Annotated in this window: 8 protein-coding genes; 6 read left to right on the top strand and 2 right to left on the bottom strand. The window is 68.9% G+C overall.

The window, feature by feature from the left end:
* Positions 1-26: 26 nt before the first annotated feature.
* Entirely contained in the window at positions 27-1412 is a 1386-nt protein-coding gene (locus tag PPSIR1_RS18505; RefSeq protein ID WP_006972643.1) for an MYXO-CTERM sorting domain-containing protein, read from the bottom strand.
* A 139-nt stretch (positions 1413-1551) separates the two neighbouring features.
* Here PPSIR1_RS18505 and PPSIR1_RS18500 point away from each other — a divergent pair, with 139 nt between their 5' ends.
* From PPSIR1_RS18500 to PPSIR1_RS18480, 5 genes are all read left to right on the top strand, one after another.
* Entirely contained in the window at positions 1552-2919 is a 1368-nt protein-coding gene (locus tag PPSIR1_RS18500; protein ID WP_006972642.1) for a radical SAM/SPASM domain-containing protein, read from the top strand.
* A gap of 193 nt (positions 2920-3112) precedes the next feature.
* Positions 3113-3895 carry a TlpA family protein disulfide reductase gene (locus PPSIR1_RS18495; RefSeq protein ID WP_006972641.1) on the top strand — a complete coding sequence of 261 codons (783 nt, stop codon included), beginning with the start codon at positions 3113-3115 and terminating at the stop codon, positions 3893-3895.
* Positions 3896-4023: 128 nt separating this feature from the next.
* The gene (locus tag PPSIR1_RS18490) at positions 4024-4530 is read left to right on the top strand and encodes a hypothetical protein (RefSeq protein ID WP_006972640.1); all 507 of its coding nucleotides are present in this window, start codon (positions 4024-4026) and stop codon (positions 4528-4530) included.
* Between the two features lie 249 nt (positions 4531-4779).
* Positions 4780-5271, top strand: coding sequence for a hypothetical protein (locus tag PPSIR1_RS18485; RefSeq protein WP_157595697.1), 492 nt, complete (start codon positions 4780-4782; stop codon positions 5269-5271).
* 109 nt (positions 5272-5380) lie between these two features.
* Positions 5381-8176 carry a serine/threonine-protein kinase gene (locus PPSIR1_RS18480; RefSeq protein ID WP_198154543.1) on the top strand — a complete coding sequence of 932 codons (2796 nt, stop codon included), beginning with the start codon at positions 5381-5383 and terminating at the stop codon, positions 8174-8176.
* A 3-nt stretch (positions 8177-8179) separates the two neighbouring features.
* On the opposite strand, the gene PPSIR1_RS18475 is transcribed toward PPSIR1_RS18480, so the two are convergent.
* A complete protein-coding gene (locus PPSIR1_RS18475; protein WP_006972637.1) occupies positions 8180-9052 on the bottom strand; it encodes an RNA polymerase sigma factor in 873 nt (290 codons plus the stop codon).
* Here PPSIR1_RS18475 and PPSIR1_RS18470 point away from each other — a divergent pair.
* On the top strand, positions 8969-14372 hold a 5404-nt coding region (locus PPSIR1_RS18470), incomplete at its 3' end, for an nSTAND1 domain-containing NTPase (RefSeq protein ID WP_232296507.1). The genes PPSIR1_RS18475 and PPSIR1_RS18470 overlap by 84 nt on opposite strands.

Raw genomic sequence — 14372 nt, 5'->3', positions numbered from 1 at the left:
GGGCCCCTCCACGGCATCCCGCAGGCTCAAGCCGCGCGGCGTCGGCTCGAGCGGCGCAGGCCGAACACGCCGAGGCCGAGCAGGGCCAGCAGCCAGCCGCCCTTGGGCTCGTCGCCGTCGTCGGTCGAGCAGTTGCAGCCCGCGTCGTCGTCGATGCCAGCGTCGCCGACGTCGGTGCCCGCGGACTCGTCGTCGCCGATCTCGTCGCCCGCGTCGCCACCCTCTTCGGTGGTCCCGTCCTCGCCGGACTCCTCCCCGGATTCTTCGGTCGTCCCCTCGTCCGTCGTCCCCTCGTCCGTCGTCCCCTCGTCCGTCGTCCCGTCGTCCTCGGTGTCCGCGGGGATCGGCTCGCACATGCCGTCCTCGCAGAACTCCCCCTCGGCGCAGTCCTCGTCGACGTTGCAGCAGCCGCGGATGTCCTCGTAGACGCAGCCGATCGCCGGGTCGCAGCTGTCGGTGCTGCACATGTTCTCGTCGTTGCAGTCGAGGTCCCCGCCCGGGACGCACGCGCCCTCGGTGCACACGTCGCCCTCGGTGCACAGGTCCCCGTCCTCGCAGGGCGCCTCGTTGAAGGGGTGGGTGCACTCGCCCTCGGAGCACACGTCGTCCGTGCACACGTCCTCGTCGTCGTCGCAGGGCGCCTCGTTGTTGGGGTGGGTGCACGCCCCCTCGGCGCACACGTCGTCCGTGCACAGGTTGCCGTCGTCGGTGCAGGTCTCCCCGTCCGCGTTGGTCACCTCGCAGGCGTTGTCGACGCAGACCTCCGTGGTGCACTCGTTCCCGTCGTCGCAGTCGGCGTCCGCTTCACACTCGATGCCCGCGGCCCAGATCCACGTGTCCGAGATGATCGTCGAGCCGCCGATGCCGTAGCTCCCGCCCGCCCACATGTTGTCGTTGCCGTAGGTGACCATGCCGATCGGCACGCCGTTGGTGTCGACGCCGACGAAGGCCGAGTCGCTCGCGGGCGTCCAGGTCACCTGACCGATCATCGTGCCGGACTGGTCCCAGACCGTCAGGTACTGGGTCCCGTTTTGGCTCGCGGTCAGGCCGACCTGGGTGATGTCCTGGTCGAAGGTCACGGCGCCGCCGAAGAAGGTGTGCACGCCCTCGTAGACGCCGCCGCCGGCGGTGGGCTGGGGGAAGTAGCTGGCGTTGTTGAAGTACAGCGGCGCCGAGGCGGAGCCCGGCTCGGTCACGCCGGGCAAGATCGACGACAGGGCGCCGGTGTGCCAGGTCGCGCCCTGGGCCGCGTAGGTGTCCAGCGGCATGTTCTGCCCCTGGACCCCCTCGTTGAAGGTTGCCGTGCCGACGATGGCCTGAAGTTGGCTGACGTCGTCGAGCGCGGTGACGTTGCCCTGCGCCGTGATGGTGCCGGCGTAAGCGGTAGTCGAGATCCCAAGTGACGCGAGCACGACGGCTCCGCGCGCACCCCAAGTGTGAGTCGCAGTTTTCACGTCACCAATCTACGAGAACCCAAACTGCGACGGAGTCGCATGCTGAATTCGCATGGTCAACATCGCGCATTCCGGACTGTGCTGTTACCATTTGCCAATGCGACTCAAAGAAGTCCGCAAGCGGCTCCCCGTCGTCGACTCCCTGCCCAAGGGCCGCGGTCGCCGCTTCCGTACCCATGAGGCAGAAGGCCCCGTGCCACGCCCCGCCCTCGCGGTCTGGGAGTTCACCCTCGCCTGCGACCACCGCTGCTTGCACTGCGGGCCACGAGCGGGCGAGGCGAGGCCCAACGAGCTCACCACCGACGAGGCCCTGCAGCTCGTCGACGAGCTCGCCGAGGCCGGCGTCGGTGAGGTCGTGCTGATCGGCGGCGAGGCCTACCTGCGCAACGACTTCCTGTTGGTCATCCGCCGCATCCGCGAGCGCGGCATGACCTGCACCATGACCACCGGCGGCCTCGGCCTGACCAAGACCCGCGCCGAGGCCATGGTCGAGGCCGGCATCCAGTCGGTGTCCGTGTCCATCGACGGCCTCGAGGCCGCGCACGACAAATTGCGCAACCGCCCGGGCAGCTGGGAGCACGCCTTCGAGGCGCTGAGGAACCTGCGCAACGCCGGGTCCCGGGTCGCGGTCAACTCGCAGATCAACCAGATCAACCTCGGCGATCACATCCACTTGCTCGAGCTGATCGCCGACGAGGGCGTGCACAGCTGGCAGCTGCAGATCACCGTCGCCCACGGCAACGCGGCCGACAACGCCGACATCATCCTCCAGCCCTACATGTTCCTCGAGCTCTTCGACCAGCTCGACGCGATCATCGACCGCGCCTTCGAGCGCCGGGTCCGGATCTGGCCGGCCAACAACCTCGGCTACTTCGGCCCCTTCGAGCACAAGCTGCGCAAGTCTCAAAAGGCCCACTACCGCGGGTGCTCGGCGGGGCGCAGCACCATCGGCATCGAGAGCGACGGCAACATCAAGAACTGCCCGAGCCTCGGCGGCCCGGCCAACATCGGCGGCTCGTGGCGCGAGCACGGCCTGGCCAAGATCTGGAAAGAGGCCGCCGAGATCACCTACATCCGTCGGCGCACCGTCGACGACCTGTGGGGCTACTGCCGCGAGTGCTACTACGCCGAGACCTGCATGTCGGGGTGCACCGCCGCCAACGAGCCGCTCCTGGGTCGACCCGGCAACAACCCCTTTTGCCACCACCGCGCCCTCGAGATGGATCGCATGGGCATGCGCGAGCGCATCGAGCCCTTCATCCCGGCCAAGGGTGTGCCCTTTGACAACGGCCTGTTCCGGCTCATCCGCGAGTGGAAGGATCCGGCGCGGCGCGAGGCCGAGGGTCCCGTCGAGGTCACCGAGCCTCGGGTGTCCCGACTCATCGACGAGATGGGCAGCGGTCGAGCGATCCGCATGGACGAGCTCGTCGATGGGCGCGCACCATTCGAGCTAAAGGATCATTAGACGATCCTTGCAAGGGTCGATGTCGGGCAATGCGCAGCGCGCTGGGGATCCTCTCCGGCTGTACTCTGCGCGATCTAGACAACATCGAGCTTCACCGGCATCGACCGTCACCCACTTTTCCGGGAGTTTGGGGGCAATTTGGGCACGCAAGGTATCCCCTGAAAGAGCGTGGAATAGTAAAGTCCTCGGCACCATGAAATCCCTGAGCGCATCTCCCCTGCTTGGTCTGTCCCTCGTCCTGTGCCTCTCGGCCTGCCCCTCCGATGACGGTGGTGACTCCGACTCCGACTCGGAGACGGGTGACGACCACACCGATCACGAAGACCACGAAGAGGACGCCGAGGAGTCCGAGTCCGACGAGTCCGGCACCGAAGGCGAGACCACCGAGGGCGAGACCACCGAGGGCGAGACCACCGAGGGCGAGACCACCGAGGGTGAGACCACCGAGGGTGAGACCGGCGCCGCGGCCTGCGGCAACGACCCGGGCTGGGGTTCGCTGGCCGTCGGCGAGCCCGTCAAGCACATCGGCGCGACCAACCACCTCGGCGAAGAGGCCAACCTCTGCGACTACGCCGGCACCCCCATCGCCGTCGACGTCTCGGCCGTGTGGTGTGGCCCCTGCCACCAGGCCTCGTCTTTCCTGGCCGGCATCGACGCCAACGACCCCTTCACCGGGATGGGCCAGCAGCTGCTCGACCTGATCGCCGACGGCACCATCCAGTGGGTGACCATCCTCGGCCAGAACCAAGGTGGCGGCGACGCGGCGGCCTCCGACGCCACGGCTTGGGACGAGATGTACCACAACGTGAACATCCCGGTGTGGTCCGAGGGCGACGTGCCCATGGCCCTGAGCTACCTGCAGATGCAGTGCTGGCCCTCGGTGTTCGTCATCGACGAGAACCTCGACTTCCTCGCCATCGAGGACTGCCAGACCTGGAACCAGCTCGCGGCGCTCATCCAGCACGTCGGCGGCTGATTCCCCCGACCAACCCGGCCCCTCTCGACCGAGCGGGGCCCCTCTGGGATTGACGGCGTTCCCCTCTGCGGACGGGAGCGCCGTCGCTTTTTGTTCCGACTCTGATCCCAATCGCGTATCCTGATCCCATGCTCGTTTGCCACGCCTGCCACCGCCACTACCGAGCGACTGACTCTGGGTGCCCGTTTTGCGGCGCGAGCCTGGAGACCACCCCGGCTCCGAGCGCGAGCAAGATCGGCGCCATGGCCTTCGCCCTGAGCCTCGGCCTGCTCTCGGCCTGTGGCGACAGCAGCGGCGAGGAGGGCAGCACCGGGACCGAGGGAACGACCGAGACCGAGACCGAGTCCACGGGCACGGAGACGACCACCGACACGACCACCGAGAGCTCGAGCGAGTCCATGGGCACGACCGACTCGACCAGCTCCTCGTCGGAGGAGACCCCAGAAGAAGAAGAGGCGGCCGACTACGGCGGGCCGCCGCCGGACACCTGGGGCGAGGAAGACACCACCACCGACACGGACACCGGCGGCGAGGGCACGGACACCACCGGCGGCACGGACACCACCGGCGGCTTGGACACGGACACCGGCGGGGCCGACTACGGCGGCGCGCCGCCGCCCGAAGAAAAGTGGTGACGTGGTGAGTCCCGGGTTGCTGGCGGGAGCCTGACAACTCGAGGTCGAGCTCGACCACCCGAACGGCACCTCGCGCTTTGCGAGGTGCCGTTCGCGTTCAATTGCGCGGAGGCAAAGACTATCGATATCGAGCATCATCGTGAAATCATGGTGCCCTAAAAAAATAGTGCATTTTCCATGCAACCAGATCGGGTGCTCCTCAACTGCCACGAAGCGCCGGGCGACATCCCCCCGGCAATGAGGACCACCATGTTCAAGAGCACTGCATCTCTCCCCGCCTTCATCCTCTCCGCGCTCTTCGCACAGCTGTGCTGGGCGTCCGCCGCTCAGGCGGGCCCGTGTATGAAAAACTATGATCATCGCGCCAAGTACCCCGCGCTATCGAACATCGACACGGACAGCATTGGCGAACACTCGGAGCTGACCATCTACGTCCAAGACCACGAAGCCGTCGCCGAGATCGACGGCTGCTTCTACACGATCACGGACGAGCCGCTGGAGCTCGACCCCGCCGAGCAGGTCACCTTGAATTTCGTATTCATCGATCTTCTGAGCACGGAGCTGCTGCTCCACACCCAAGATGGAACGACCTTCGTGCTCCAACCCGGCGGTGGCTACTTCGAGTTCACGCTCACCTACGGCATTGGGGCATCGCTCGCTTTCCCGATGAGTCCGCACGAGGCGCCCTACGTCCCGATCATCGTTCGCAAGCCGAAAGAGCCGGAGCAGGAGCCCAGCTAATTGTGCGATACCGCGCTGTGTTTCTCGACGGAAGATTAAATTCTCATGTCGGCATCAAAGATCCGGCTGCGCTCGACACTCTGTTCATGAGACTCCATCCCAGATGCACATGAACGACGACACAAACCCGCTCCGGCAAGCGAACCTGGCCACAGACGGCCCGGGCTCCCGCGGGTCGGGAGACGAGTCCTGCGGGGAAGACTTCGAGACCCGTCGGATCGTCGCGTCCCTCGAGAGAGCCCTGCTGGGGCGGGGAGAGCTCGTCCGCATCGGCGACTACGAGGTCCGCGAGCTCCTCGGCGAAGGTGGCATGGGCGTCGTCTACCGCTGTCACCACGACAGCCTTCAGCGGGACGTGGCGATCAAGCTGGTCAAGAGCCGGGCCCGCGCGAACGAGCGAGACCGGCTCCTGGGCGAGGCGCAGGCCCTGGCCCGCCTGTCCCACGAGAACGTCGTGGGCGTCTACGACTGGGGCGAGCACGAGGGGCAGCCCTACATCGTCATGGAGTACGTCGACGGCCAGACCCTGCGCGAGCGCGTCAGCGCCCTCGAGCCCCTGAGCTGGCGGGCCATCGTCCACGACTTCGTCGAGGCTGGGCGCGGGCTCGCTGCGGCCCACGCCCATGGCCTGGTCCACCGCGACTTCAAGCCCGAGAACGTGCTCGTGAACCACGACGGGCGGGTCTGCGTCGCGGACTTTGGCCTGGCCATCGCGGGGACCCTCGCGCTCGAGCGGGAGTTCACCGAGACGGCCAGGGGCTCGACGGACGAATTCGCCACGAGCTCGGGCGCGATCGCGGGAACGCCGGCCTACATGTCGCCCGAGCAGCTTCGTGGGCAGCGCGTGGACGAGCGCAGCGACCAGTTCTCGTTTTGCGTCGCGCTCTACGAGGCCCTGTGGGAGCGCTCTCCCTTCCCTGGAGTCACGGAGCCGCAGCGCGCCCAAGCGCGCAGAGAAGGCCGCGTCGTCACGCCCCCGGACAAGCGCGCGCTGTTTCGGGTCATCGCCCGGGGGCTCTCGCCCGAGCCCGCGCAGCGGTGGCCGAGCATGGAGGCTCTGATCGACGCCCTGCAGGCGATCTCGACGCGTCGCAAGCGATGGCGGCGCGCCCTCGCCTTCGCTGGGGCCGCGTGCTCGACCTTCGTCATGGGCGCCTTTTTGTCCCACGAGCCGGTCAACACCTGCGAGTCCACCCCCTCGCCCTGGAGCGAGCAGACCCGAGCGAGCATCCGGCTTCGGGCCGCCGCCAAGCCCGAGTACGCAGGCGCGTGGAACTCCCTCGACGCTGGACTGACGCAGTGGTCCGAGCGCTGGACCCAACGCCGCCACGAGCTGTGTGAAGTCGAGGGCGGCTCGGAGAATGCGTGCCTCGAACATCAGCGCATCTGGGTCGACACCATCGTCGTGTCCCTCAGAGGGGCGGAGACACGAGCGCTCCCGCTGCTCGTGGACGTCGTCGATGAACTCCCGGATCCCGACGCGTGCATCCCCAGCGCGACCGCCCTCTCGGCCGATCGGGAAGCCCGGACTCGAGCGGCCTGGCGCAACACCTCGGAGTCCCACGTCCAACGACTCCGCGGCCACCACCAAGAAGCCCGCGTGTTTGCCAGGGAGGCAGTCCGCCAAGCCCAAGGCCTCGACGATGTGGGGCTGTTGGCGCGGAGCCGTGGGCAGCTCGCCAAGGCCGAGCAAGAGGGAGGCTCCGTCCAAGAGGCCCGGCGGCTCTACGAGCTATCGGCCGAGGAGGCTCGCGCGGCAGGACTCGTGGTGATCGCGGCCGATCTCGAGCTCCAAGGACTCGAGCTGTCGCTACGCCAGGCAAACGTGAACCTCGACGAGGTCGAGAGCGCGCTCGAGCTGCTCGCAAAGGACATCCACAGCCGTCGGCACGCGCCCATGGCAGCCCACGTAGAGTTCCTGCGCGGCCGCATCGCAGCCAAGCGCGGAGACTGGGGCCAAGCAAACGTGCACTACGACCGCGCGCTGCAGCTGGTGGGCAAGCACAGCCTGGCGGTCCCCGTCTACTGGAGCGCAAAGGCGAGCGTGGCCAGCGAGTCTGAGGTGCTCGAGCTGTCGGCGCGCGCCCGCGATGAGGCCGTCGCCCGTTTTGGAGCGATGCACCCCCGCACCGCTCGATACCAGTACAACCTCGGCCTGGCCCTAGGCCCGACCCCGGAGGGGCGGAAAGAGCGGAGCGACGCGGAGCACATCTGGAGGCTCTTCCCCCAGGCGCCCCTGGCCTACCTGGCGCTGACCGAGCTCGCCGAGCAGGCCCTGGTCGAGGGCGATCCCGAAGCCGCGAAGCGCCTCGCGGCCAAGGCCATCGCCCGCTTCGAGGACACCAACCCGAGCGAAGGAGCGGACTACGCCGAGCTGCTCCAGCTCCTGGCCAAGGCCGAGACCGGCATGGGTGAACTCGGGCTGGCCATGGAGCTGGCCAAGCTAGCCGTTCGCGCCTACGAAGACAGCGACAGCACCTTCGGGCCCGGAATTCTCGAGTGTCACCTCATCATCATCGACAACGCCCTGAGCCTCGAGCGCCATGACCAAGCGGCGACGGCGATCGAGGCGCTACTCGCCCAACACGGCGAGGATCCCCGCGTGCGCGAGCTCGTCGGCCTCCGGAAGGCCGAGCTGAGTGTCCGGCGCGGAGCGTTCCAGGCCGCGCGGGACCAACTCGAGCGCATCGAGCTGGTGACCAACGACCACCCGCTGCGGCACCTCAGCGTCGAGCTGCTCCGCCTGGTCGTCGATCTTCGCCTGGGGCAGAGCACCTCCGCGGCCATCACGAGTTTTCACGAGCGACTCGACGCGACGAAGGATCCAGTGGTCCGAGAGGCCCTCGAAGGTTGGCTCGACGAGCTGCCCGTGAGCGCCGAAGAGCGGGAGGTGCTTGGGATGTGAGCCTCAGCGGGACTCGATCTCGTCCCGCACTCTGATCGCCCACTCGGACAGGCGGCTTTGGGTCCCCGCGAGGTCGCCATCGCCGACGCCATCTTCCATTTTTCCAATGAGCTCTTCCAGGCGCTTTCGGCCCCGGGAGATCGCAGATTTAATCGTGCCCTCGGGGAGCCCGAGAATACACGCAATTTCTGCCACTCGCATTTCCTCCCAATAATGCAACTCGATCATGACCTGTGTATTCAATGGTAGTTGGCGTAAGGCAGACAGCAAAAAACGCCCCTTCCCCTTGCGTGCAATGCGCTCGGAAGGGCTGGTTCCGATCGCGGCGAGGGAGAGCTCTCCAGGGTCGGCGTTGCGGTCCCGCTCTCGCATGATTCGGCGAAGATGGCCATTGAGCTTGTTTCTGGCGATGGTGAAGACCAGGGTACGAACGCTCGCGTCATAGCGAAACCCCTCGAGGGCCTTGCGCAGGTCCGCGAAGGTGTCTTGCACGAGCTCTTCGGCCTGCTCCGAGGCGAGCTTGTTATGAAAGAAACGATGAATTTGGGGCATGAGACGGACAACAACGAGCTCACGGCCAGCCCCATTGTCCCCACGGGTCCACGCTATGGCGAGTTCCTTGTTGCTTCTCGATGAGTGGGCATCCACGACAGTCCGATGGTACACCCGCCGACACTTGGGAAACAAATGCACGCAGCGATCGGCCATTATGTCATTGAGCGTGAAATCGAGCGTCGCCAAGACGGGGTCGTTCACCTCGCTCACGACCTCGAACTCGACCGCCGCGTAACGATCGAGCAGCTGCCCCTCGAGCCGACCCTCGAGGGGCGCAACCTCGTCTTGCGCGAGGTCGTGGCCCTCGCCAAGGTCACCCACCCCAACGTCATCCCCATCTACGAACTCCGCGAACAGGGCGGCGCGCTCTTCCTCGTGATGGACCATGCGAAAGGGCAGTCCCTGCGCGACTGGCTGTCTCGTCCGCGCACCCTCGCCCAGCTCCTGCGCACCTTCAAGGCGATCGCGCGGGGCATCGCCGCGGTCCACGCTCGCGGCTTGACCCTCGCCAACTTCACCCCCGAGCACGTTCGCATCGATGCCAACGGCCACGTCCGCCTCCGGCTCACTGGCGCAGCCTCGGCCCCGAGCCCCTACCTGTCCCCGGAGCAGCGGCGCAGCGAGCCCGCGGACGCGCGCAGCGATCAATTTCGCTATTGCCTCGCCTTTCTCGAAGCCATCCACGGTGGGCTTCCCAGCGCGGACACGGCCTCGCCCACGCCAGAGGCGCCCGCCTGGCTCGACGCGATCCTGAGCCGCGGCCTCGCCCCCCAGCCCGGGCAGCGCTTCCCCTCGATGCGCGCCCTCATCGACGCCCTCGTCACGGCGGAGCTCTCCACCGACGACGACCCCCGCGAGCCCCCGAGCTACGTCTTCGTCGTCCACCGGGGCCCCGACAAGGCCGTCGTTCGGCGCCTGTGCGAGTCGCTCCTCGATCTCGGCGTCCGCCCCTGGCTGGACATGTGGGAGCTGCCTCCAGGGGCGCCCTGGCGCGGGCCCATGCGGGCGGCCCTGGCTGCGGCGCCCGCCGTGATCGTGTGCCGCGGACCTGGCCCCTGGCAGCCCGGAGAGTTCGAGCTCAGCAGGACCCTCGGTGCCCGCCTCGCGCAGGAGCGGGAGACCGTCTACGGCGTGACCCTACCTGGCGCTCAGGGAGGCTTCGACGGGCTCGAGGGCCTCGGCGGAGAGTTCACCTCGAGCCCGGCGAGCTGGGACGAGGACGTCCTCAAGCTCGCCCGCTTCGTGGGCATGGACACCGATCGCTCGGACTGGTTGGAGCGAGAAGCTGCGCGCCTCCACCTCGACCCATCCAGCCCGGGGCCTGGGGCCGAGCTGTGCCCCTATCGCGGCTTGGCGTCCTTTTACGAGCGAGACGCTCGCTGGATGTTTGGGCGCGAGGCCGAGATCGCCGCCCTCCTCGAGCTCGTGCGCGCCGACACGCACCGCTTCGTCACCTTGGTCGGGGCTTCGGGCTCGGGCAAGTCCTCGCTGGTGATGGCGGGCCTGTGCCCCGCGCTGCGAGGTGGCGCCCTCGACGGGCGTAGAGACTGGCGCATCGCGTACCTGCGGCCCGGCGCGCGCCCGTGTCGAGCGCTCGCGCGGGCGTTGTGCCCGCTCCTCGGCCAACCAGACGCGGCCGAGGGCGCGAGCGAAGCCCTGGCCGACGAGCTCTCGAGCGACGATCAGGCCCTCCAGCGCGCGCTGGCGAGCTCGAGAACACCGGGGCGCGTCTTGCTCGTCGTCGACCAGCTCGAGGAGCTGTTCACCGAGGCCAAGCTGAGCGCGCACGACCCAGAGTCCGAGGCCGCAGCCTTCGTCCGCAACCTCCTGCGAGCCACGGACGCCTGGGGGCGCCGCGACGGTCGGCTGTGGGTCCTCGGCACCTTGCGCGCCGACTTCGTGTCGCGGGCCCTCGCCATCCGGGAGCTCGGCGTCGCGTTGTCGGCACCGGCCATGGTCAGCGTGTTGCCCATGGGCGAAACCCAGATCCGCGCAGCGATCGAGCGCCCAGCCGTGCGCGCGGGCTACCGCGTGGCGCCTGCCCTCGTCGACGAGCTCGTCGCCGCCTGTGCCGGCAAGCCCGAGTGCCTCCCCCTGTTGCAGTACGTGCTGCGCGAGCTGTGGCAGCGACGCGATGTCCAGCGCCGAGTGTTGAGCGCGTCCAGCTACCGCGCGACCGGCGGCCTGGAAGGATCGATCGCCACGGTCGCGGAGCGCACCCTGAACGAGCTGCGCGACGCGATCGGCACGGCGCAGGCCGACCTCGTCACGCGCAAGCTGATGACGCGCCTGGTCCACTTGGGTGAGCGTGGGGAGGGAGCCGCGCGGCGCCAGATCCTGCGGGCCGAGCTCGGCGAGGACCCGCTCACGGCCCGGGCCCTCGCCGCCTTCGTCAGCCGCGCGCGGGTCCTGGTCGCAACGCGACGCCGCGACGGGAGCGAGGTCCTGGAGATCGCCCACGAGGCGCTGCTGCGCGAGTGGGCCACCCTCGGCAGCTGGCTCGAGGAAGACCGCGAGGGGCTCGAGCTTCGCCAACAGCTCGAGGTCGACGCTCAACTCCACGCGGCGCGTCGCAAGGGGGACTACCTGTGGGCCCTCGGGCGCGTGGCCCATGCCCGTCGGGTCCTGAGCAGCGCCCCCACGGTCGTCCTCGCGGAGACCGAGGAGAGCTTCCTGCGGGCGAGTCAGCGGGCCGCCCGAACCCGCCGCCGGCGCAAGCGAGCAGCCATCGCGGCGCTGCTGGTGAGCGCCGCCACGGTCGTGGCCTTCGTGCTCTTGCGCAGCCGAGAGCTCCGCGACAAGGAGCAGGCGAGCCAGGAGCGCCTGCGCGAGATCGAAGCGCAAGACCGCGACCTCGAGCGCAAGCTGGCGCTCACCCAGAGCCGCCAGGCCACCAACACCGCGAAGCGCCAGGGCTACGAGCTCGACGCCCTGCGTCTCACCCTCGAGGCCCAGGCCCGGCTCGAGGGCGAGCGCCACGGGCCAGCCCACGAGCCAACCCACGAATCAGTCCCCGAAGAGGTGTTCTCGGGGCTCGTCTCGACGGTGACCGCCCTCGAGCGCGGGCTCCACCTCGAGGGCCACACCAACAAGCTCACCGCCCTGGCCTACTCCCCCGATGGGACCCTCCTCGCCACGGCTGCCTGGGACAAGACCGTGCGCATCTGGGACGCGCAATCGGGCGTGCCGCTCCAGGTCCTGCACAGCGACGAAGACAAGGTCTACGCGATCGCCTTCTCCCCCGACGGCGAGCGCCTCGCAACGACGCACTTCAGTCGCCACGTGAGCCTCTGGGACCTCGCTACCGGTCAGCCCTTGCCGTCGATCGATCTCGAGAGCTTCGGGCACATCGACGCCAGCTTCGCCCCCGACGGCGTGCGCCTGGCCACGGGCGGCCCGAGCGGGAAAGCCGGGAAAGCCGAGATCTGGGACACGTCCACGGGGGAGCGGCTCCACGAGCTGCTCCACGACGCCCCCGTGCGCGCCGTGGCCTTCTCCCCAGACGGCCAGCACCTGGCGACCGCGAGCGCCGACGGCACGGCCGCGCTGTGGGACACCGACTCGGGCCACGACACCCATGCCTTCGTTCACGGCCCGGGCAAGCTCCACGCGATCCGCTTCTCGCCCGACGGCGAGCGCCTGGCCACGGGCGGCCAGGATGGCTACGCGCGGCTGTGGAGCGTGACCACGGGCGAGCCCTTGGGGGCCTTCGCGCATGGCGAAGTCGTCTACTCCGTGGCCTTTTCCCCCGCGGACCCTGGCCTGCTCGCGACCGCGACCATGGACGACGACGCGGCGCACTTGTGGGACATCGGCCGGGGCCTTCGCTTGCGCTCCTTTCGTCACGACAACTCCGTGGACGCGGTCGCCTTCTCTCCCGGAGGTGACCAGCTAGCCACGGCCAGCTGGGACCACAGCGCACGAATCTGGGATGTGCAGCGCGGACGTGTCTCGACCCCGCTCGAGGGCCACCGCGACGCGGTCTACGCCGTCGACGTCTCCAGCGACGGTGCGCACATCGCCACGGCCAGCGGAGACAACCGCGCGCGGATCTGGGACGCAGCCAGCAACCACCCACGCCTCGAGCTCCGCGGCCACCGCCTCGACCTCGACCGCGTCCGCTTCTCGCCGAGCGGTCGGCTCGTGGCCACGGCGAGCTGGGACGGCACCGTGCGCGTGTGGGACGTGGAAGCGGAGCGTCAGCTCCACGCCCTGGACCAACATCGAGGGCGCGTGCGCGCAGTCGACTTCTCCCCCGACGGAGCGCGTCTGGCCACGGCCAGCGTCGACCACTCGGTGCGGGTCTGGGATGTCGCGTCGGGAGCGATGCGCACCTCCCAGGGTTTCGGCGGTCCCGTCGAGGACGTGGCGTTCTTGGAGCCCGACGTGGTCCTCGTGCTCACGCAGTCCAGGCAGCTGGCTCGCTGGAAGCTGGGGACCGGGGAACAGACCCCCCTGTTCCCCGAGCTCGGCCCGATCACAGCCGTCCGCGTGTCTCCCAGCGGCCAGAGGATCGCCCTCGCGACCGACGATCGCACCATCCGCTCGTGGTCACGGGTGACGGGCGCCTTCGAGGCGCACCTCCGCGGCCACACCGCGTCGATCACCACGCTGGCCTTCTCAACTCGAGAGGACGCCCTCGCCAGCGGGAGCGAGGACGGCACGGCCCGGGTCTGGGACCTCGAGGCCGGGGCTCCGCGGGTGACCCTGCCGCACCGCCGCCCGGTCGTGAGCGTGGCCTTCACCACCGCGGGCGACGAGCTCCTCACCGCCAGCGGCGAGAAGGTCGCGTGGCGCTGGGCGCTGGATCCTCGCGGATGGTGGGCGCGGGGCTGTTCGCTCCTCACCCTCCGCGGGGCCCACGACGAGCAGTCCTCCGACAGCTGCCTGCAAGCGCCAGCCGCCGAGCGCCCCCTGCCCGCCCCCTCCAAGCCCGCGCGCGTCGTGGATGCGCGCGACCCTGGCCCACAGACCGTCACGGTCCACGGCATCGAGCTCGTCCGCATCAAGGGGGGGACCTTCCTCATGGGCTCGCCGGAGGGCGAAGGCGACGACGCCGAGCACCCCCAGCACGAGGTGACCCTGGACGATTTTTACCTGGCCCGCACGGAGGTCACCAACGCCCAGTACGCCCGCTACCTCGCCGCTCACCCCGAGGTCGCGCCGCCGCTGACCATGCTCAGCGAGCACTATGGCCAGCCGCAGCAGCCCGTCGTGGGCCTCACCTGGTTCGAGGCCCAGGCCTACTGCGACTGGGCGGGGTTGGCCCTGCCCACCGAGGCTCAATGGGAGTACGCCGCGCGTGGGGGGAGCTCCACCCAGTACTGGCACGGCGACGATCCGGCGGCCCATCCCCGCTTCGAGTGGTCCCGAGCGAACGCCGAACTCCGCCCGTACAGCGTCGCCACCAAGGACGCCAACGGCTTTGGGCTCTACGACATGAGCGGCAACGTGTTCGAGTGGGCACGAGACGCCTACGGCCCCTACTCGGCCCCGCCGCGGCCAGGCGACGGGTTGCGTCACGAGCCCACGGGCGAGGCTCCAAGGGTCATTCGATACGGGGGCTGGTCCAAGCCGAGCGAGAAGGGGCGAAGCGCACAACGAACGAACTTCTCGCCCACGCGGCCCGCGTACTTGGTGG

It is taken from the genome of Plesiocystis pacifica SIR-1 (assembly GCF_000170895.1).
GTDB lineage: Bacteria > Myxococcota_A > Polyangia > Nannocystales > Nannocystaceae > Plesiocystis > Plesiocystis pacifica.
This window is presented reverse-complemented; position numbering and strand designations above follow the sequence as displayed.

Excerpts from the sequence above, each read along its gene's own strand:
- PPSIR1_RS18495 (WP_006972641.1), top strand. The coding sequence starts at position 3,113 with ATGAAATCCCTGAGCGCATCTCCCCTGCTTGGTCTGTCCCTCGTCCTG.
- PPSIR1_RS18480 (WP_198154543.1), top strand. The coding sequence starts at position 5,381 with ATGAACGACGACACAAACCCGCTCCGGCAAGCGAACCTGGCCACAGAC.
- PPSIR1_RS18500 (WP_006972642.1), top strand. The coding sequence starts at position 1,552 with ATGCGACTCAAAGAAGTCCGCAAGCGGCTCCCCGTCGTCGACTCCCTG.
- PPSIR1_RS18490 (WP_006972640.1), top strand. The coding sequence starts at position 4,024 with ATGCTCGTTTGCCACGCCTGCCACCGCCACTACCGAGCGACTGACTCT.
- PPSIR1_RS18485 (WP_157595697.1), top strand. The coding sequence starts at position 4,780 with ATGTTCAAGAGCACTGCATCTCTCCCCGCCTTCATCCTCTCCGCGCTC.